This window comes from Idiomarina sp. (assembly GCF_048265525.1).
Lineage (GTDB): Bacteria > Pseudomonadota > Gammaproteobacteria > Enterobacterales > Alteromonadaceae > Idiomarina.
Genome location: NZ_JBLXBI010000003.1, coordinates 196,835 through 216,938 on the forward strand (window position 1 = coordinate 196,835; position 20,104 = coordinate 216,938).

Genomic DNA, 20,104 nt, shown 5'->3' on the forward strand with positions numbered 1-20,104 from the left:
GGGTTAGTCGAAACGAACTGACCCTTCCAGTTTCAATGAACTGTGATCCGCACTGCGCACTTCGTATTTGGTTTTATCACCTTGCTCTGACGCCCATAGCTGCACCCGTGCAGGTAAAATAACCGGGCGCTTGAAGGTAACGTCGATATAAGTTACGGCTTTTTGCTGACGCTGCTCAAGCTCAGCCTGAGCTCTTGCCATCATATACATGCCATGAATAATTGGTTTTTCAAAGCCAAACCAGCGTGAGACCAGCGGATGCAGGTGAATTGGGTTAAAGTCGCCGGAAATGCGTGCATAGCGTCGGCCCATACCACTGCCTAATTGCCAGTGACTGAGATTTTCCCAGCTGGCTTCCGGCTCAAATGTTTTTATCGGAGGCGTCGATTTTTTCGTTGTTCCAGCATTCTGTCCACTCATCACCTGATAAACGCTGGAGCATGTTGCCACTTTCTCATTATTTTGCCAGAACTCAACCACAAACTGGGGGCGCAGGCGACGCGGAGAAACATCAGGGCCGCGCTTAGGTATTTTTACTCTGGATACCAGCTGAAAAGGCGCTTGCGCAGAAATGACCTGATGACGCTCAATTTTATTGCTGACATGAACTAAACCAGGCGCAGGCCAGGGAAAGCTGTCATCGAGCATTTGCGATAAATGAGCTCTTTGCGCAATGCAGTACAGCATGGCCAGAGGAACATCACTGACAAAACCACCAAACGACTGTTGATAACGGCTCAGATGCTTAGCTGTTGGCGCAGGAATAGAATACTCTTTGAGCAAAGTTTCAGACTCTGCTGCTGACTCATCGCTGCGTTGTAACGTTAACAGAGAACGCAGTAACATGCTGGGCATCGGGCTTAGCTTTTGCGGGCTTGTATCAACACGTTCCATAGTGATAGTTAAACTCCATACTGACAATATGGCTATTCTCGCACATGTCTCCTGCTATCAACAGTCCGACCACTAAAAAGCCGCTCCGGAGAGCGGCTTCTTTACGTTCCTTTTACTTTTGTGATTCAAGGTCTTCATTCAGGTCTTCGTCATGCTTTTCAAGGTCCCACGGGAGAACTCCGGGACTGTTATGACGGAAGTGCAGATAGTTCTCAAACTGATTAATCACATCGTTGATGATATCAGTCTGCTCATAACCATATAGATTATAAGACTGCCCACCTTGTCTGAGAAATACTTCAGCTCGATAATAAACTTCTCTGCCTTCATCGTTAGTTAAAGCATACTCTGGCAGCAGGTAGTCTTTTAAGCGAATTTCGTAAGCAAATTCTAAGTCGCCTTTTCGCTCAACGCTGAGAATAATGCGGTTATGCTCTTCGTCAGCTCGGAATTCTGCCGGCCAGTCCTGATCTTTTAACTCGTCCCGCACCTTTTTCATGCTTTCGGTAGCTGGTCCGTTGATAAACTTAAGTACTGACTCTTTGTCTGGAAAGTCTACCAGCCCAGCCAGACGTTTTTTCCAATAGTCGGCTCCCTCGTTGACTCCGCGACGATGAGAATGGCGGTGACTCTGAAGACTTTTAGACTGATGACCTTCAATTATGAGCGCACGCCACATACCCGCCGCCGATATTAAGATAATGATCGCAAAGGGTAACGCGCTGGTAATAGCTGCGGTTTGCAGAGCTCCTAACCCACCCGCTACGAGCAATACGGATGCAACAATACCTTCAGTGCTCGCCCAGAAAACACGCTGCCAGACAGGCGTTTCCATCATGCCGCCAGAGGACAATGAATCAATAACCAATGAGCCAGAATCCGATGACGTTACAAAGAAGGTGATGATTAACAGTACTGTCAGGAAGCTCAGGACACTGGTCATAGGCAGATTTTCGTAGAGCTTAAACAGCGCTACTGCCTGGTTATCCTGAACTTCTGAAATTAAGGTTGTGTAACCCTCGTTCATGATCATATTCAACGCTGTGTCACCGAATACGGCAAACCAGAAGAAAGTGAATATGGTTGGTACCAGCATAACGCCAAAAACAAACTGGCGGATGGTGCGGCCGCGGCTGATTTTGGCAATAAACAGCCCGACAAAAGGCGCCCAGGCAATAGTCCAGCCGAAGATAAATAGTGTCCAGTTACCAATCCAGTCACTGCGCTCATAGGCCTGTAAGTTAAAGGTACGCTCTACAATGCCACTTATGTAAGCGCCGGTATTTTGCAAGAAGGTTTCCAGAATATGGATGGTCGGCCCAACCGCGAAAACAAACAACAACAGGAATATGACTAAGGTAATGTTAAGCAGAGACAGTCGCTTAATGCCTTTATCCATGCCAGCAACGACCGAGGCGATTGCGGCTAACGTGATGACTCCAATAGAAATAACCTGAACCGTTTTACCAACCGGAATGTCCTCCCACAGATAGTTGAGGCCGGCATTAATTTGAATAACCGAAAGCCCAAGGGTTGTCGCAATACCAAACATGGTGCCGAGGATGGCGAAGGTGTCTACTGTATGCCCAATAGGGCCGTTGATTCTGTCGCCAATAAGCGGGTAAAGCGTTGAACGCATAGAAAGCGGTAACCCGTGGCGAAATGAAAAGTAAGCCAGTACTAAACCGACTAAGCCGTATATCGCCCAGATATGAAAGCCCCAGTGGAAATACGCGATTTGCATGGCCTGCTTGGCTGAACTGACGGTTTCTGCGGCGCCTGCCGGTGGTTCGGCGTAATGCAGTATGGGCTCGGACACACCAAAGAACAGCAAGGCAATACCATATCCGGCGGAAAATAGCATGGCGAACCAGGACGTAAAACTGTACTCCGGCTCGCAATGGTCGGGTCCTAATTTAATTTTGCCCCAACTTGAAACGGCCACACCAATAATAAACATGAGAAAAAGTGCGACTGCTAACATATAAAACCAACCGAAATTGTCGGTAATACCAGCCAGGGTCCATTCAAATAACTCGCCGGCTTTTTCCGGTGCGCTTAAAGTGCCTATAACTAGTAAAGCTATAACGATAACCGCAGGAAGAAATACTGGCAGTAAAATTGCAGAATGCCATTTTTGCTTCTCGGCTGACATAAAAGCTCCTGTTTTTATTATGATTTATTTATATATAGACTACTTAAAAAGATTTGTAATGGGTCACTTTGCATTTATTTGCTGTCTAGTTTCTGGCCTGTAGGTTAAGATTATGGCTGTTATAGTTGTCGATAAAGAGTCATGTTGCAGTTTATGGATTTTGAAAAAAGCTTGGTTAATCTTGAACATTTAGCAAACTCGGTACCGGGTGCGCTATACCAGCTTGAACGCTCACCGGACGGGCAATTGAAATTTAATTATGTCAGTCAGGGCGTTGAGGCCATTTTTGGGTGCTCTGCTGAGTCACTGGCAAATGACGTGACATTGCTGAGTGAAATTATTCATCCCGACGACTTACAATCTGTTTTGAGCAGTATGCACAACTCTGCCCGCTATCAATATTTGTGGGTGAAAGAGTATCGAGTGATTAAAAATGGAAGAGTAAGCTGGATATACGGGCACGCAGTGACCAGTCAACAGGCCGACGGCAGTACACTCTGGAATGGACAGATGCTGGACATTACTGAGAGAAAAATGCTGGAGCTGAAAGTTGAAGAGAACCAGCGAAATTTAATGCTTGCTGAACGAGTTGCCGGGTTAGGCCATTGGCAGCTCGACTTAGAAACCGGGCAGTCGCAGTGGTCGGATACCATGTACCATTTGCATGGACTGAACAAGGCCAAAGTTACCCCCTCCTTGGCTCTGACTTTAGAAAGAACTCATCCTGAAGATAGACAAGCTGTAACAGAAGCAATAAACGCCGTTAAACAGTCCGGCGCGAGAGATGTCGAGCATCGCGTTATGTTGGGTGACGGTGAAATTCGATGGTTAAGACGCTCGGGGATTTACCGTATTGACGAAGCCGGGCGTGAAATTATTTTTGGTACCACGCAGGATATTACCGATTATAAAGAGCTGGAGCTCAGGCTCAGAGAAACTGGTGGTAATGACGAACACACCGGGTTTTATAATCGCAGGCTGATGCTGCAGTCTTTGCAACGGCGCTTTAGCTTATATCAGGCTCATTCTGAGCATCAGTATTATTTGATGGTCGTGCGAGTTGCTAACAACGCAGAAACTTTAAAAGCGGTCAGTAAAATTGTTCGTCAGAATATTCAGGATTACGACACTCCGGGTTGCTTGGGAAAAGGAATTATCGTTGTACTCATGTCAACGTTGTCGGCTGAGCAAAATAAGAACTGCCTAAAGGCTACCCGGCAGTTGTTAGAGCAGCACGAAATTGAGCACAAAATAGCGTTAGAGTGTGCACAGATAACGGATCTAAGATTTGACGATGTGTTATTGCGTGCGTTGAATTAATCTAACGGCTTACCCGTTGGCGAGTTATCGATACTCCAGTCTTGCGCCTTACCCATAGAATTTATGGGTAATTGCTCCCCAAAGCTAATTCGTTCAGGTATTTCCGCGGCACAGAGGTTGTCACTTAACCAGGTTTGAACACTTTGCTCGGTAACCGTTTCGTTAATACTTTCTTGTAAAACAATAAAGGCCTTCAGCCCACAGCCTTCATCAGCTCTCATCGGGCGTACCGTTGCATCGGCAACTGCAGGGTGTTGACGCAGACACTTAGCAATATGAGCCGGGAACACATTGATCCCTCGTATCGAAACAGCCTCGTCGACTCGTCCGGTAATTTGGAATTCATCCTCTGTATGCCATCGGGTATTATCTGGTATTTCGTAATTAACTTTTGTTTTTTTATCAATTAGCTGCTGTTGGTTTTCTGTATTTTTGCGCCAGCGGGATAACAGACGGTAGTTATTTTCTGGTTTACTCCGGTAGCCCATACCTGCAGTCTCTGAACTACCATAAATTTCGACAGCGCGAGCTGCGCCTATAGCATACAACTGGTGCACCGTACTGGCCGGGCATGGTCCGGCAGAGCTAAGAAAAAGTACTCCGGGCGGTAATGGTGGCATCTCTGACGATAACTGAGTGAGTAACTCAGGGAAACCGACAACAACATCTCCGGCACGTAAGCCTCCGTTGCGAACATGGCTATAAGCTTTAAAGCCGCGCAGCACCGGGGCATCAACAAGATGCGGCAACAATATGGTAAACAGGAAGCCGTAAATATGATGGCTGGGAACTAAAGCGACAATACGAGCTGGAGATAACTCATAATCGTTTTCAAAGATGCGGACAAACTCTCTCACTTCCTCAACTAATGTACTCCATGAATGCTCGCAGGCCTTAGGTTGGCCGGTGCTGCCGGAAGTGGTAACTGTTAAGTTTTGGGTGTGAACTTGCCGCGATTTAAGAACAACTTCAGCCCATTCGGCCAGACTGTTACGGCGCAGAAGGTAATCTTCAACTCCGCTGTCTCCCATATGAAAGAACTGAACTACACGGCCAGCTAAAGCCAGTCTTTCCAAAGAATCAACTGGAACTTCATCCTCGCCACTGTCTTTGGTTGACTTGTGTTTTGCCACTAAAGTGTCGTCTTCATGCCATTGACGACGTTTCCAGTGCTCACTTTCAGTCGGGCGCATACGCGCAATTTCATCGGCGATAATATCGCCGATGACAGTAACAACAAGGTGCTGCTGAAGTGAGTCTGTCACTTTATAGTCGCTTCACGAATACCCAGTAGGTGTCGCCGGTTAAAGCTTTCTTCATATGAACTTTAACTTTGGTCGGCTGCATTTCGTAATCAAAAACATATTCAAACATGGTGTTTAAATTACCGCTTTTAACGCCTTCGTCGAAGCGTCCTTTAAACTCAGGGCTGTTGGTGCATGGCGCCACTTCGTTAAAGAAGTTTTTGCCAACGACAGCGCCCGGATCACGACCTGTAATGTCGCCTTCGGCAGCGTTGTATTGAATAATTTTACCGCTGGCGTCTAACTGAATAGCGCCAAAAGCAATGTCATTTAATTTGTCATCTGACATTTTAGATAAAGTGTTTTCGATATCATCAGAACCGAATTGAACAATTTCCATTGTGTTACCTCTAAGTACGAAATGTATGGGTTAATAGTGGAGCCCGAGACATTTGGATCATGTCTTCTTAACACTTCTTAAAGTGAAATTAACAACAAGCAGGTCTATACTTGCCTTCAGGTAAATAATTAAGGATAAGAATAATGCCCAGAACGCCTAAATTTCACCGGGAAACAGCGCTTAACAATGCGCTGAAGCTTTTCTGGCGCAAGGGATACCACGCAACCTCTATGAAAGACATAGAGGAAGAAATGGACATGAGGCCAGGAAGTATTTATGCTGCATTTGGCAATAAAGAAGCCCTGTTTAAAGAGACCCTTGAAGAATATTCCTCTCTCGCAGAGGAAGAGTTTAAGCAAGCCTTAGCGCAAAAATCTTCGGTGCTGCAGGGAATAAGTTTGTACCTTCGTAACATTGCGGTAATGACAGCAACCTGTGCACCAACGCAGGCTTGTATGCTGGTAAAAACCTTGCTGGAATTTACGCCGGAAGACAAAGCGTTTAGCGAGCCGGTGCAAAGTTATCTTGATAAATTTGAACAGCTTTTTACAGAGGCATTTCAGCAGGCGCAGCAGCGTGGAGAAATTGGTAGTTCGCAGTCTCCGGAACGTCTAGGCCTTTTATTACAGACGAATATCATTGGTTTACGCACCATGGCCAGGCGAGAAATTCCGCGGCAGCAGCTGGAAAGCCTGGCCGATGATATAATTGCGAGAATTATTCCCGCAAGTTAAACAGGCCACGGTAGCTGTTAGGGTTAAATTGCCAGGTTATGAGCAAAATAAGAATGCCGACAATAATATGTAACTGCCAGCCTAAACTGTAATTACCGGAAACGTCTCTGAACCATCCGGTCAACAACGGCATCAGGCTGGCAAACATAAAACCGATACCCTGCATAAAAGAAACCAGGCGTCCTGCCTGCACAGGGTTATCGATATGGTCCAGCGCCATAACAATACATAGCGGGAAGGCACCACCTAAGCCAAAGCCGCAAAGTGCCGACCACAGCCAGGGAGCTTCGGTCGGAAACCAGCTTAACCCCGCAAAGCCTGCCATTTGAATAAGTACTGCGATTGTTAGCCATAACCGTCGGTCTTGTGTGCGCGATAAAGCCGGCAGCAGCAGGGCGCCGATGACCTGAACCAGAGAAAACAGCGCCAGTAAATTCCCTGCTTTTTGTGCCGGCCAACCGAATTCACCATAAAATGGCGCTATCCACGCAATAAATCCGGCATAACCGGCATTCACCAGGGCGAAATAAATACCCAGAAGCCAAGCCCTGGGATAACGGTGAGCCCGCAGTAATAGGTGCCGGGGAGGAATGCTGGCAACCGGTGTGTGGTTAAATGGTAAGTACCAAATAATCAGCACTATCGCCGCTAAAAGAGACCAGCTGCCTAATGCCTGAAAGCGTTCTGGTAACAAATTTGCAGCCCATGGCGTAGCGACAGCACCTAGTGCCGCTCCGCCCATGAGTGCTGCAGACCAAAGACCAGTGACCATACCTAAGCGATTTAGATACTGTTGCTTGGTCAGTTCCGGAATAACGATATGTAGCAACGCAATGCCAACTCCGCCGACTAAAGCACTGGTGATCATGCTGGTGCTGGTCGGCTCAAACAGGCGCGTGGTAAGGCCTGCACAAAGAATCAGCAAGCCCAGTCCAATACCCTGCCGGTAGCCCAGAGCGGTTGTCACTCGTCCGGCAAATAAGGCCATTAAACCAATCATTAGAATGGGTAATGTGGTTAATAGCGATACCTGACTGAAAGACAGACCTGTAATGGTTTGTAGCTCATCGGTTAACGGTCCCACGGAAGTGAGTAAGGGGCGCAGATTCAGCCCTAATAATACCAGTACGAGCAAGCCGAACAGTAGGGGGAATTTAGACGGTTTTGCGACAGGTGCCGGTTGAGTCTGCAAAGTAATACCACGAGTCCTTAAAAGCCATACTTTACTCAATTTTCATCGCGGTGTGAAACCGTGTTATTATTTCGCGCCAACAGTGATCGTCCGTTTCTTAAAAAGAGAACCCGTTATGACCGCGTCTCCGGTGTTAGGGAATTTGTTTATCATTGCGGCCCCGAGTGGCGCAGGGAAGTCGAGCCTGATTCGGGCTTTGTTGGAAAAGCATCCTGATCAGTCCATGCAGGTGTCTGTATCGTCCACCACGCGTGCTCCGCGTCCGGGAGAAGTTCAGGGTGTCCACTACCACTTTCTCAGTACTGAAGAATTTGAACAGCGTATTGATGCCGGTGAGTTTTACGAATGGGCGCGTGTATTTGGCAATTATTACGGCACCTCCCGCAAAGTCGTAGAGTCTTTGTTAGCTGAAGGCAAAGACGTGTTTCTGGATATTGACTGGCAGGGCGCTCAACAGGTTCGTGAACATCACCCTGAAGTGCGTTCGGTTTTTATTGTTCCGCCCAGTCTGGAAGTTCTGGAGGAACGTTTACGCTTTCGCGGACAGGATTCCGACGAAGTTATTGCCGAGCGCATGGCAAAAGCTCAGGCAGAAATGTCGCATTATCATGAGTTTGACTACCTATTGGTAAATGATGACTTTAACAACAGCCTGGCATCGCTGGAGCATATCGTTTTAGCTCAGCGACAAAAAATGCCGCATCAGCAAATAAGATATTCAAGCGTATTGAAGGAATTGCTTGGATAATAGGCCTTAATTCCGTATAATTCTTAGCCTTTCGAAAAATACGACTCACGCTTTATTGGGAGTAAACCATGGCTCGCGTAACTGTAGAAGATGCTGTAGACCGTGTTGGTAACCGTTTTGATTTAATTTTGTTAGCCTCACGCCGCGCGCGTCAGTTGGCCAATGGTAAAGAGCCATTAGTTGAAACAAAAAACGAAAAACCAACTGTTATTGCTTTGCGTGAAATAGAGCAAGGCCTTATCGACAACGAACGTCTTGATATTGAAGATCAGGCGGCTCAAAAGCAGCAAGACGCTGAAGAACTGCGTGCGGTAGATGCGCTGCGCGGTATCGAATAAAAGTTTCTGTTCGCCAACGGCATCAATGCCGTTGGCAATTCCGTCAAATCCCCTTATTCTGAAAGTATATTCATAGTCCGGTATTACCCGGGGAGTTAACTGGTGTACTTATTTGAAGGCTTAAAGGCTCAGGTTAGTGAGTATCTTCCGTCCGAGCAGGTGGAACGTATTCGTGATGCCTTTGTTGTAGCAAACGAAGCCCACAGTTCGCAAAAACGCAGTAGCGGCGAGCCTTACATTACGCACCCGGTTGCGGTTGCAAGCCTGCTTGCCGACATGAGACTGGATTGCGAAACCTTAATGGCGGCTTTACTTCATGACGTTATTGAAGATACTGAAACCAGCCGTGAAGATTTGGCCGAGCGTTTTGGGGCAACCGTTGCCAGTTTAGTGGAGGGTGTTTCTAAACTGGATAAGTTGCAGTTTAACTCCAAGGAAGAAGCTCAGGCTGAAAACTATCGCAAGATGATTATGGCGATGGTGCAGGATATTCGGGTTATTCTGATTAAACTGGCTGACCGCACCCATAACATGCGCACCATTCAGCATCTGCGCCCCGATAAACGCCGCCGTATTGCTCGTGAAACCTTAGAAATTTATGCTCCGTTGGCACACCGACTGGGTATGCACGATATTAAAAATGAGCTGGAGCAACTTGGTTTCTGGGCGCTGTACCCCTGGCGTGGGAAATTGCTTGAGTCAGAAGTAAAACGTGCCCGCGGTAACCGTCGCGAGTTTACAGAGCGTGTGCAAAGCGAAATCAGTTCGCGTCTGGACGGTAACAATATTCAGGCGCGGGTCTCTGGCCGTGAAAAGCATCTGCACAGCATTTACCGGAAAATGCAGGCCAAAGAAGTGAAGTTTGAACAGGTCATGGACATATACGCTTTCCGCGTCATTGTGGACAGTGTCGATACCTGTTACCGGGTTCTTGGGGCGTTGCACAATTTGTATAAGCCCATTGAAACGCGGTTTAAAGACTACATTGCTATTCCAAAGTCGAACGGTTATCAGTCGTTGCATACCTCTTTAAAAGGCCCGCATGGCGTGCCGGTAGAAATTCAGATTCGTACCGAAGAGATGGATCTGATGGCTGACCGCGGTGTCGCCGCGCATTGGATGTACAAACAATCAGACGATTCCAGCACCACGGCTCAAGTGCGTGCGCGTAAGTGGATGCAAAGCTTGTTGGAGCTACAACAAAGCGCGGGTAATTCCTTTGAATTTATTGAAAGCGTAAAGTCTGACTTATTCCCGGATGAAATTTATGTCTTTAGTCCCGACGGGCGTATCACCGAATTACCTCAGGGCGCTACGGCGGTAGATTTTGCTTACGCGGTTCATACCGACATTGGTAATACCTGTATAGGTGCAAGAGTTAATCATCGTACTTACTCGTTAAGCAAGCCGCTGGAAACCGGACAAACGGTTGAGATAAAAACAGCACCTAATTCGCGGCCGAATATTGCCTGGTTAAACTTTGTGGTAACGGGTAAAGCTCGGGCTAAAATTCGTCAGTATCTGAAAAGTCAGGAAGCTGACGAAGCGCAACAATTGGGTGAGCGCTTACTTCGCTCAGCGCTGGGGCAGGTCAGTTACGACGAAATTCCAGAGTCGGAATTTAACCGCGTGTTGCAGGAAACGAAAATTGATAGCCGTGAGAATTTGCTGAAACAAATTGGTTTGGGCAATATGATGTCGGTTGCCATCGCGAAGCGTCTATTAGGCGACTTACAGCCAATAAAAGATGACAATGCATCACAGAAAAGCCTCTCAATAAAAGGCGCAGAAGGTCTGCTGGTTAGTTTTGCCAAATGCTGTCGTCCTATTCCGGGCGACGATATCATTGCTCATGTTAGTCCGGGTAAAGGTTTGGTCATTCATCGTCGTGAATGTAAAAACGTTCGCGGACATGAAGATGATCCTGGGCGTTACTTCCCGGTTGAGTGGGATAACAAACCTGAAGCTGAGTTTATTTCTGAAATTCGCATTGAAATTGTCAATAATCAGGGCGTGCTGGCAAAGTTAACATCGGCTATTGCAACCACGGGCTGTAATATTGATGGTCTGCAGACTGAAGAAATTGATGCCAACATTTATTTCATTGATGTGGCTTTAACGATAAAAAACCGTAAGCATTTAGCGGATGTGATACGTCATATTCGTAAGATGCCGGATGTTCAGCGCGTGACGCGCTTAAGGAAGTAATATGTCTAAAGTGATTATTTCAACGGATAAAGCGCCGGCAGCTATCGGCACTTATTCACAGGCGGTAAAAATTGGTACAACAGTATACCTTTCCGGACAAATTCCTCTGGTTCCTGAAAGCATGGAGCTTGTCAGCGAAGACTTCACGGCCCAGGCTGAGCAGGTATTTAAAAACCTGACGGCTGTTTGTGAGGCATCCGGCGGCGAACTGCAGGACATGATAAAGGTACAGATTTACCTGACCGATCTGGGACAGTTCGCCATTGTAAATGAAGTCATGGCGAAGCATTTCAGAGAGCCGTATCCGGCTCGCGCGGCTATCGGCGTAAAGCAGTTGCCGAAAGGCGCGCAAATTGAAATTGACGGTATTATGGAGCTGCCCAGTACCTATTAACTAAGCTGATTCCGGTGTCGGCTCTCTGTCTTCCAGAGGGCGGCGCCAGATGATAATGGTAATAGCCACTGCTGCCAGAATAAAACAATACCCCGTATGCAGGCTGACCGATAGCGGCGAGATTTTAAAACTGGCTCCCATCAACAGTGCCTGTGCCCCGTAAGGCAAAGCTCCCTGCACGACGCAGGCAAAAATATCCAATAAGCTGGCGCTTTGGCGCGGCGCTAAATTCCCCACTTTGGCCAGACGTTTACTAACTTCTCCGGCCAATAAGATGCTGACGGTGTTGTTAGCGACGCATAAATTTGTCAGAGCGGTTAGTGCAGCAACGCCAATAGCTGATGCACGCTGTTTGTGTTTACTGACCTTATTGGCTGCGCTTTCGACAAAGCCCGCTAAGAACGCCAACCCCCCTTGCTGGCGAATTAACGCCGACAAGCCACCAATGAGCAGCGACAGCAGGAAGATTTCCTGCATACTGCCAAAACCTTCGTAGATATCCTGACTAAAAGCTACCCATTCGTAGTCGACAGTGAACATGCCAAAAGCGGCAGCTAAGACAATGCCAAGCCCGAGCACGGCAAAGACATTAAGCCCCATAACCGCTAAAACAATAATGATGAAATAAGGTAATGATAGCCATAAGTTGGCTTCCGGAATTTCTAAAGGCACCTGGCTGGTATCGTATGTCACTAACCAAATTACGGTAAAGATAGCCGCGGGTATGGCAATTTTTAAGTTCGCGCGGAATTTGTCTCGCATGGTACAGCCCTGTGTACGAGTCGCGGCAATGGTGGTGTCTGAAATAATGGATAAGTTATCGCCAAACATGGCACCGCTAACAAGTACCCCGGCCAGCAGCGGCAAACTAATATCGGTTGCTTCACCAATGCCCAGAACCACCGGGGCCAGCGCCGCCAGTGTGCCCATAGAGGTGCCCATAGCGGTAGAGATAACCCCTGCAATAATAAACAAGCCGGGCAGCAGGAAAGAAGCCGGAATAACATTTAGCCCCAGTGCCACCATGGCATCGACGCCGCCGGTTGCTTCTGCCACCGTCGAAAACGCCCCCGCCAGCAAGTAAATGAGGCACATGGTAATAATGTTATTGTCGCCGACACCGCCAACGAAGGTTTCGATGCGCTCTTCAAATGCCTGCTTACTCAGTAAAATACCAAGGACTATTGCCGGCAGAATCGCAACCGGGCTGGGTAATTGGTAAAACGCGTATTCAACCCCTTCGCTTTGAAAATACAATCCGGTTCCTAAGAACAGGATCAAGAATAAAGCGAGAGGTAACAGCGCTTTAGCGCTAGCCGGTTGTGGCGAAGCATTGGTCATGTGTCAGCCTTCTTATTTTTATTTGGACGTCCAGAAGTTTATACAGCTAATTATCCTGATGCAACCTTATTCCAATTACGTGTAGACTGTCGGTAAAGTTGTTTTAGATCAGGATAGAGATAATGAGCCCCGATGAACTGCATTTGCAAATACGAAATTTGCGGCTGGAAGATTATGAACAGTTAAAAGAATTAATGGATGCTGTTTACACAGACATAGGCGGCTCCTGGAGCCAGTTCACCATAGAAAAGCTGATAAAAGATTTTTCTGAAGGTCAGTTTTGTCTGGAAGATAATGGCCGCATTGTTGGTGTCGCCTTAACGGTTAAGGTGGCCTACACCAAGTTTTCTAACCCTCACGCCTATGACGATTTAATTGGTCACAGAGAGGCCATTCTTAACAATAAAAAAGGTGACGCGCTTTATGGGCTGGATGTATTAATTCACCCGGAGTATCGCGGTTACCGTCTGGGGCGTCGCTTGTACGATGCACGTAAAGAGCTGTGTCGGCAGGCCAACCTGCGCGCTATTCTGGCCGGTGGTCGTATTGTCAATTACCACAAATATGCAAATGAGCTGACGCCAAGTCAGTATCTGGATAAAGTGCAGCGGCGTGAAATTTATGATCCCATTCTGACCTTTCAGCTGGCGAATGACTTTAGCGTAAAACGCCTGTTGGGTAAGTATCTTCCGGAAGATAAAAAGTCACGCGGCTTTGCCACTTTACTGGAGTGGAATAACTTTCTGTACGAGCCTTCAGATAACATTCTGACAACCCGTATTCAAAATGTGCGTGTGGGTGCCGTGCAGTGGCAAATGCGCTCGGTGGAGTCGGTAGAAGAACTGCTGAAGCAAGTGGAATACTTTGTTGATGCTCTGTCGGGTTATCAAAGTGACTTTGCCGTCTTTCCGGAGTTTTTCAATGCGCCGTTAATGGGGCTCACTGACCAGAGCCAGCAAATGGACGCAATTCGTTTTCTGGCTGGGTACACCGATCTGTTTAAGCGTGAAATGTCGCAAATGGCAGTCAGCTATAACGTCAATATTATTACCGGATCGATGCCGGTGCAGGACGGAGATAGTATTTATAACGTCTCGTATTTGTGTCGTCGCGATGGCTCGGTAGAAGAGCAGTACAAATTGCATATTACTCCGCACGAAAAGCGCGACTGGGTCATTGAAGGCGGCAACGAAGTTAAAGTGTTCGATACCGACGCCGGACGCATTGGCATTTTAATTTGCTATGACGTGGAGTTCCCAGAACTGGGCCGCATAATGGCGGACGAAGGATTAGAAATTCTGTTTGTACCGTTCTGGACAGATACCCGTAACGCCTACCTGCGTGTACGACATTGCGCTCAGGCCCGTGCGGTAGAGAACGAGTGTTATGTGGTGATTTGCGGTAGCGTGGGTAACTTGCCTGAAGTGGAAAGTCTGGATGTGCAATATGCGCAGTCGGCAGTATTCTCTCCTTCGGATTTCGCCTTCCCGCATGACGCCATCATGTCGGAGACCACGCCGAACACGGAAATGCTAATGTTCTCAGATTTAAATCTGGATGAGCTGCGTTATTTGCACCATGAAGGCTCGGTGACCAATAAAAAGGATCGTCGTACGGATATCTATGAAGTGTCTCGTAAACGGATGAGTTAGGGCGTTTAGAACAGGGCTAAACGGCACCATTGGCTGGCATCGATATAAAGCTGGCCAATATCGGTGCCGTTTAGTTTTTGTTTTAGCGGGTGTTTATCCAGAGCTTCCCACTCGCCGCGCTCATAAAGCTCAGTCATTTGCAGCAGGTAACCCCACACACCCTCGCGGGTTTTCAGTGCTTTGGTAATATCTTTAGAAAGCGGAAGTTGTTTAAGCACATCGTCCATCGACAGTCCCAGTATAATATCCAGTAAAGAGAGCATGCCTGTTAAAAAAGCACTGGAACGGTGCTTTTCGTTAAGAATTTCAACCGTAACTAACTCCATAAACCGGGCGCGGGTTACCGACTTAATGGTCAGCTCTTCAGGCTGCCCTGCTGACACATTAGCTAAAACAACCAGAGTAATAAAACGGCGAATTTCGGTTGTCCCCAAGTAGACCAGCGCATGCTGAATGTTTTCAATCTTTTTACGGCCGCCGTATAGAGCGCTGTTGACCAGTTTAAGCAAACTGTAAGTGAGTGATAAGTCCTGTTCAATAGCCTGTCGTATGGTATCTAAGTCGAGCTCTTTTTTATGCGCCTCAGATAACAATGTCAGCATACTAATGCGGTTAGGCGCGAGCGATTTTTGCTGGACTATTTGCGGTTTTTCGAAGAAAAAGCCCTGAAAATAATCAAAGCCTAACTCCAGGCAACGCTCGAACTCGTCCCGGGTTTCAACCCGCTCCGCGAGCAGTGGAACGCCCTTTTCTTTAAAGAAGCGAATTTTTTCGTCAAGCTCTAAACCTTGCTCCTGAATATCGACTTTCACCATGTTGATCATGGGAATTAGAGGCTCCCATTGCCCGGCAAAATCATGATCATCCAATGCAATTCGGTAACCTTTTGCGCGAGTGGCACTGCATGCTTCTAACAAAGGCGCATCAACCCCCACGGTTTCCAGTAGCTCTACCCACACGGTGCGGGCGTTGAGAAAGGAAGGGAAGTCATTTAGCAAAGTACGGGCATGAAAATTGATAAACGCCTGCTTTCCCATACAAAGCGTCTGAATGTCGCCCAGTAAATGTTGCTGCAAAAGCAGTTTGGAGGTGGCCTCGTTAGGGTCAATATTCGGAAAACTGTTTTCAGTGCTGTTGCGGAACAGCAGTTCATAACCAAAAACTTTTTGGTCTCTGGTTAAAATAGGTTGCCGCGCAATGTAGGAGTACGACATTGTTATTCTTATTATCCTGAGTGGAGCATAGGGTTAGTTCTGACCGAATCTCTCGGGTATACTGCTTATATCTAGTCCTATTTTCATAAAAAAGCAATGAGTCCTGAACGATATCAACGAATTAACCAAATGTTGGACAAGCGCCAGCCAGACCTGACCGTTGTCATGGAGAACGTGCATAAAAACCATAACTTGTCTGCGGTGGTTCGCTCAGCAGATGCGATAGGCGTGCATGAAATGCACGCGATATGGCTAACCAAAAAGGCGCGTTTGTCGGGTGGTACCGCGCTGGGCAGTCAAAACTGGGTGAAAATCCATAATCATAAAACGATTGGCGAAGCGCTGGACGCAACTCAAGGTCGGGGTATGCAAGTGGTGGTAACTCACCTTTCGGAACATTCGGTGGATTTTCGTGAAGTGGACTACACCAAACCAACCGCAATTCTGCTGGGGCAGGAAAAATACGGCGTTACCGATGAAGCTTTAGATATTGCTGATCATCACGTAATGATTCCTATGGTAGGCATGGTACAGTCGCTTAATGTCTCTGTGGCTGGCGCTGTGATGTTGTATGAAGCGCAGCGACAAAGAGAGCAGGCGGGTTTGTACGATAAAGCACATATCAGCGCCGAAGAGCGGCACAGGGTGTTATTTGAAGGCGGTCATCCAATTTATGCAAAGGCTTGTAAACGAAAGAATATGCCTTATCCGGAGCTGGATGAAAATGGACAAATTGTCGCTGATGAAGCCTGGTGGCTGGCGATGCGCGCAAGATAAGGAGCAAAAGTGGCGGTAAAAGGACTGCAGCACATTCCACTGACGGTACTTAAAGGTGTGGGCGAAAAGGTTGCGGTTAAGCTGCGCAAGCTGGGCTTAGCCTCTGTCAGTGATGCACTGTTGCATCTGCCGCTGCGATATGAGGACCGTACTCAGGTAACTGACGTTGCAAGTTTACGTGCGGGTGTGGCTACCAATGTTCTGGTCACGGTGCGGCACGCCGATATCAAGTACGGTCGTAAGCGTATGCTGATTTGTCAGGCCAGCGACGAAACCGGCAGTATCAGTCTGCGCTTTTTTCAATTTAGCGCAGCTCAGTTAAAGCAATTTGCTCAAGGCACGCAGTTATTAGCCTTTGGCGAAGTGCGTCGGGGCATGACCGGCTGGGAAATGATTCACCCCGAGTATCGAACGGTCAAAGCTGGCGAGCCATTGAATATGCAGGAAACTCTTACGCCGGTCTACCCCACGACGGAAGGCGTGACTCAGGGAATTTTGCGTAAAATCATCGAACAGGCACTGACGTATCTTCAGCCCGGTTCTTTACCTGAACTTCTGCCTGAAAACTTAAGACCCCATCAACTTTCTCTGGAGCAGGCTATTTTGACTCTGCACCGGCCGCCGGTTGATGTTCCCCTGGCACTGCTGGAGCAAGGCGAGCATCCGGCGCAGCAGCGGTTGGCATCGGAAGAACTTATTGCTCATCAGCTCAGTTTGTTGCAGCTACGCCAGGCTCGACAGGCTCAGGCGGGCTTTACCATAAAAGGCAATGGTGCGTTACAAGAGGCATTCTTAAAGCAATTGCCGTTTTCACCAACTGGTGCGCAGGCAAGAGTGGTGAAAGAAATTACCAGCGATATGGCGCAAGGGCAACCAATGATGCGTCTGGTGCAGGGGGATGTCGGTTCAGGCAAAACTCTGGTTGCTGCGCTCAGTGCTCTGGCAGCTATTGAAGCCGGATATCAGGTGGCTTTAATGGCGCCGACCGAGCTTTTGTCTGAACAGCACGCCATTACTTTTAGCCAGTGGTTGATGCCTTTAGGAATCAACGTGGGCTGGTTAAGTGGCAAATCTAAAGGCAAGTCCCGTCGGGAATTGCTGGCACAGTTAAAGCAGGGGGATATTCATTTACTGGTTGGTACCCATGCGTTGTTTCAGGCGGATGTTGAGTATCGGCGTCTGGCGTTGGTGATTATTGACGAACAGCACCGTTTTGGTGTGCACCAGCGGTTACAATTACGCGAAAAAGGCGTTCAGGCGGGTGTGCATCCTCACCAGTTAATTATGACTGCAACACCTATTCCGCGAACTTTGGCTATGACGGCCTATGCCGATCTTGCCACCTCGGTAATTGATGAGCTTCCACCCGGCCGCACACCGGTCACTACGGTTGCCATTCCGGATACCCGGCGCGAGCAAATAGTGGAGCGAGTGCGTGAGGTCTGTGCCACTGAAGGCCGTCAGGCGTATTGGGTCTGTACCCTTATTGAAGAATCGGATGTACTTGAATGTCAGGCGGCAGAAGACACTGCGAACGATCTGCAGGAGCAACTGCCAGGCTTAAGCATTGGGCTGGTACATGGCCGGCTTAAACATGAGCAGAAAGAACAGGTGATGCAGGCGTTTAAAGCGGGTGATATTGACTTATTGGTCGCAACGACGGTCATAGAGGTTGGAGTGGATGTTCCCAACGCGTCGCTCATGATCATTGAGAACCCGGAGCGGTTAGGTTTAGCGCAGCTGCACCAATTACGTGGCCGGGTTGGCCGGGGCTCGGTAGCCAGTCATTGCGTGCTGTTGTATCACAGTCCGTTATCGCAAACGGCTCAACAACGGCTGGGTGTTTTACGCGAAAGTAACGACGGTTTCGTGATTGCGCAGCGCGACCTGGAAATTCGCGGGCCGGGTGAATTACTGGGTCATCGGCAAACTGGGTTAGCCGAATTAAAAGTGGCCGACTTAGAGCGTGATGAAGCGTTAATACCAGAAGCCCAAAATATTGCTCAGCACGTATTAGAGCATTATCCGCAAAGCGCAGAAGCGCTAATTGAGCGTTGGTTACCGCGTCGTGATCACTATGCTCAGGTGTGATCATCAAGTACACTAGTACAAAATCAGTTCGGGATAGTTGAATGAACGATAAAAACGAAGAATCCATTGATTTTGGGTACCAAAAAGTCGCCCGTAATCAGAAGAAAAACCTGGTCGCTGATGTCTTTCAATCGGTAGCGGCAAAATACGATGTTATGAACGACTTAATGTCGTTTGGTATTCATCGTTTATGGAAGCGTTATACCATTGACTGCAGCGGTGTTCGCCGGGGTATGAAGGTATTGGATATTGCCGGTGGAACCGGCGACTTAACGGCTCAGTTCTCACGTCGTGTCGGTGCTGAGGGCGAAGTTGTGCTGGCCGATATTAACGACGCCATGCTGAAAGTGGGTCGTGACAAGCTGCGTGACAGAGGCATTATTGGCAATGTTCGTTACGTGCAGGCTGACGCGGAAGAACTTCCGTTTGATGATAATACCTTTGATGTTATTACCATTGCTTTTGGTTTACGTAATGTTACCGACAAAGACAAAGCTCTTCGCTCTATGCTGCGGGTACTGAAACCTGGCGGTCGGGTATTAATTCTTGAGTTTTCTAAGCCGGTATCGGCTACCTTGAACCAGGTGTACGACTTTTATTCGTTCAACATTTTGCCGAAAATGGGGCAGGTTGTTGCTAACGACTCTGACAGCTACCAGTATTTGGCGGAATCTATCCGTATGCATCCGGACCAGGAAACGCTGAAGTCAATGATGGAAGCTGCTGGCTACGAAAAAGTCGACTACCAGAACATGACAGGTGGCGTGGTTGCACTGCACCGAGGGTATAAGTTCTGATGACGTTATTACCGCTTATTCCAATTTTGTTGGTCGAGAAGTTAGCAAACAATGTGCTGCACCGGGACCCGGAATCGGCGGAACGTTTGCAGCGGTTAAACGGCAAGCGCCTGCGCTTTCATCTGAAGGAGCTGCCCTTTGAAGTCACCGTGAGTGTCGATGCCCACGGTGTTCAGCTCAGTACCTCCGATGACAGCGAAGTAGACTGTCGTATTGCAACAGAAATGGGTGTACTGCCTGAGTTGCAGGATACCGCTAATCTCACGCGGCTGATAAAAGCGGACTTACTGGATATTGATGGTGACCCCATGCTGGCGCAACAAGTGGTTAGCTTGTTTAAGTCGTTGAACGTTGACTGGGAAGCCGAACTGGCGAAAACCATTGGTGATGCGCCTGCCTACTGGCTGGGTAAGCTCTGGCGACGCAGCCGTGAGCAGGTAAAAAAACATTGGCAACAGCAGCAGCGCTGGGTGCATGGAGTGTTGACCGAAGAGAAGAAATTATTACCGGTAAGAGCTGAATTTGACCAGTTTAAAACCGATTTACAACAGCTGCGGGCTCAAATCGAGCGCCTTGAACGCCAGTGTCGTGAGAAGAAGGGTTGA

Annotated in this window: 18 protein-coding genes; 11 read left to right on the top strand and 7 right to left on the bottom strand. The window is 48.0% G+C overall.

The annotated features are described in order from the left end of the window. Positions 1 to 3 precede the first annotated feature (3 nt). Both ACN0TF_RS08540 and ACN0TF_RS08545 read right to left on the bottom strand, forming a co-directional pair. Positions 4 to 894, bottom strand: coding sequence for a MaoC family dehydratase (locus tag ACN0TF_RS08540; RefSeq protein WP_417441582.1), 891 nt, complete (start codon positions 892 to 894; stop codon positions 4 to 6). A 112-nt stretch (positions 895 to 1,006) separates the two neighbouring features. Then, the gene (locus tag ACN0TF_RS08545; RefSeq protein ID WP_417441583.1) at positions 1,007 to 3,049 is read right to left on the bottom strand and encodes a BCCT family transporter; all 2,043 of its coding nucleotides are present in this window, start codon (positions 3,047 to 3,049) and stop codon (positions 1,007 to 1,009) included. A gap of 153 nt (positions 3,050 to 3,202) precedes the next feature. Between ACN0TF_RS08545 and ACN0TF_RS08550 the strand changes: the two genes are divergently transcribed. After that, complete coding sequence (locus ACN0TF_RS08550; RefSeq protein ID WP_417441584.1) at positions 3,203 to 4,369, top strand: PAS domain-containing protein; 1,167 nt, start codon at positions 3,203 to 3,205, stop codon at positions 4,367 to 4,369. Here the strand turns inward: ACN0TF_RS08550 and ACN0TF_RS08555 are convergent. Together ACN0TF_RS08555 and pyp are read right to left on the bottom strand one after the other, a co-directional pair. Then, entirely contained in the window at positions 4,366 to 5,634 is a 1,269-nt protein-coding gene (locus ACN0TF_RS08555; RefSeq protein WP_417441585.1) for an AMP-binding protein, read from the bottom strand. The two genes, ACN0TF_RS08550 and ACN0TF_RS08555, sit on opposite strands and share 4 nt — an antisense overlap. Position 5,635: 1 nt before the next feature. Then, complete coding sequence (pyp, locus tag ACN0TF_RS08560) at positions 5,636 to 6,013, bottom strand: photoactive yellow protein (protein ID WP_114982259.1); 378 nt, start codon at positions 6,011 to 6,013, stop codon at positions 5,636 to 5,638. Positions 6,014 to 6,156: 143 nt separating this feature from the next. Here pyp and ACN0TF_RS08565 point away from each other — a divergent pair, with 143 nt between their 5' ends. Beyond that, a complete protein-coding gene (locus ACN0TF_RS08565; protein ID WP_417441586.1) occupies positions 6,157 to 6,747 on the top strand; it encodes a TetR/AcrR family transcriptional regulator in 591 nt (196 codons plus the stop codon). Here the strand turns inward: ACN0TF_RS08565 and ACN0TF_RS08570 are convergent. Continuing rightward, complete coding sequence (locus ACN0TF_RS08570) at positions 6,731 to 7,978, bottom strand: CynX/NimT family MFS transporter (protein ID WP_417441587.1); 1,248 nt, start codon at positions 7,976 to 7,978, stop codon at positions 6,731 to 6,733. The genes ACN0TF_RS08565 and ACN0TF_RS08570 overlap by 17 nt on opposite strands. Before the next feature lie 76 nt (positions 7,979 to 8,054). On the opposite strand from ACN0TF_RS08570, the gene gmk reads away from it, so the two are divergent. From gmk to ACN0TF_RS08590, 4 genes are all read left to right on the top strand, one after another. Then, positions 8,055 to 8,687, top strand: a complete 633-nt coding sequence (gene gmk / locus ACN0TF_RS08575) for a guanylate kinase (RefSeq protein ID WP_417441588.1) — start codon at positions 8,055 to 8,057, stop codon at positions 8,685 to 8,687. 68 nt (positions 8,688 to 8,755) lie between these two features. After that, positions 8,756 to 9,025, top strand: coding sequence for a DNA-directed RNA polymerase subunit omega (rpoZ, locus tag ACN0TF_RS08580; RefSeq protein ID WP_011235607.1), 270 nt, complete (start codon positions 8,756 to 8,758; stop codon positions 9,023 to 9,025). A gap of 102 nt (positions 9,026 to 9,127) precedes the next feature. Next, positions 9,128 to 11,233 (top strand): bifunctional GTP diphosphokinase/guanosine-3',5'-bis pyrophosphate 3'-pyrophosphohydrolase, encoded by a 2,106-nt coding sequence (gene spoT / locus ACN0TF_RS08585; RefSeq protein ID WP_417441589.1) that lies wholly within the window; start codon positions 9,128 to 9,130, stop codon positions 11,231 to 11,233. Position 11,234: 1 nt separating this feature from the next. Further along, positions 11,235 to 11,627 (top strand): RidA family protein, encoded by a 393-nt coding sequence (locus tag ACN0TF_RS08590; RefSeq protein ID WP_011235605.1) that lies wholly within the window; start codon positions 11,235 to 11,237, stop codon positions 11,625 to 11,627. Here ACN0TF_RS08590 and ACN0TF_RS08595 read toward each other — a convergent pair whose 3' ends face one another. After that, positions 11,628 to 12,968, bottom strand: a complete 1,341-nt coding sequence (locus ACN0TF_RS08595) for a Na+/H+ antiporter NhaC family protein (protein ID WP_417441590.1) — start codon at positions 12,966 to 12,968, stop codon at positions 11,628 to 11,630. 122 nt (positions 12,969 to 13,090) lie between these two features. On the opposite strand from ACN0TF_RS08595, the gene ACN0TF_RS08600 reads away from it, so the two are divergent. Continuing rightward, entirely contained in the window at positions 13,091 to 14,620 is a 1,530-nt protein-coding gene (locus ACN0TF_RS08600) for a bifunctional GNAT family N-acetyltransferase/carbon-nitrogen hydrolase family protein (protein ID WP_011235603.1), read from the top strand. Positions 14,621 to 14,625: 5 nt separating this feature from the next. Here ACN0TF_RS08600 and ACN0TF_RS08605 read toward each other — a convergent pair whose 3' ends face one another. After that, complete coding sequence (locus tag ACN0TF_RS08605; RefSeq protein WP_417441591.1) at positions 14,626 to 15,834, bottom strand: EAL and HDOD domain-containing protein; 1,209 nt, start codon at positions 15,832 to 15,834, stop codon at positions 14,626 to 14,628. A 96-nt stretch (positions 15,835 to 15,930) separates the two neighbouring features. On the opposite strand from ACN0TF_RS08605, the gene trmH reads away from it, so the two are divergent. The 4 genes from trmH to ACN0TF_RS08625 are packed head-to-tail and all read left to right on the top strand — an operon-like array spanning position 15,931 to position 20,104. Then, positions 15,931 to 16,611 (top strand): tRNA (guanosine(18)-2'-O)-methyltransferase TrmH, encoded by a 681-nt coding sequence (gene trmH / locus ACN0TF_RS08610; protein ID WP_417441592.1) that lies wholly within the window; start codon positions 15,931 to 15,933, stop codon positions 16,609 to 16,611. A 9-nt stretch (positions 16,612 to 16,620) separates the two neighbouring features. Beyond that, positions 16,621 to 18,702, top strand: a complete 2,082-nt coding sequence (recG, locus tag ACN0TF_RS08615; protein WP_417441593.1) for an ATP-dependent DNA helicase RecG — start codon at positions 16,621 to 16,623, stop codon at positions 18,700 to 18,702. A 41-nt stretch (positions 18,703 to 18,743) separates the two neighbouring features. Beyond that, positions 18,744 to 19,499, top strand: coding sequence for a bifunctional demethylmenaquinone methyltransferase/2-methoxy-6-polyprenyl-1,4-benzoquinol methylase UbiE (gene ubiE / locus ACN0TF_RS08620; RefSeq protein ID WP_011235599.1), 756 nt, complete (start codon positions 18,744 to 18,746; stop codon positions 19,497 to 19,499). Beyond that, positions 19,499 to 20,104, top strand: a complete 606-nt coding sequence (locus tag ACN0TF_RS08625) for a ubiquinone biosynthesis accessory factor UbiJ (RefSeq protein ID WP_417441594.1) — start codon at positions 19,499 to 19,501, stop codon at positions 20,102 to 20,104. The genes ubiE and ACN0TF_RS08625 overlap by 1 nt, the downstream gene beginning before the upstream one ends.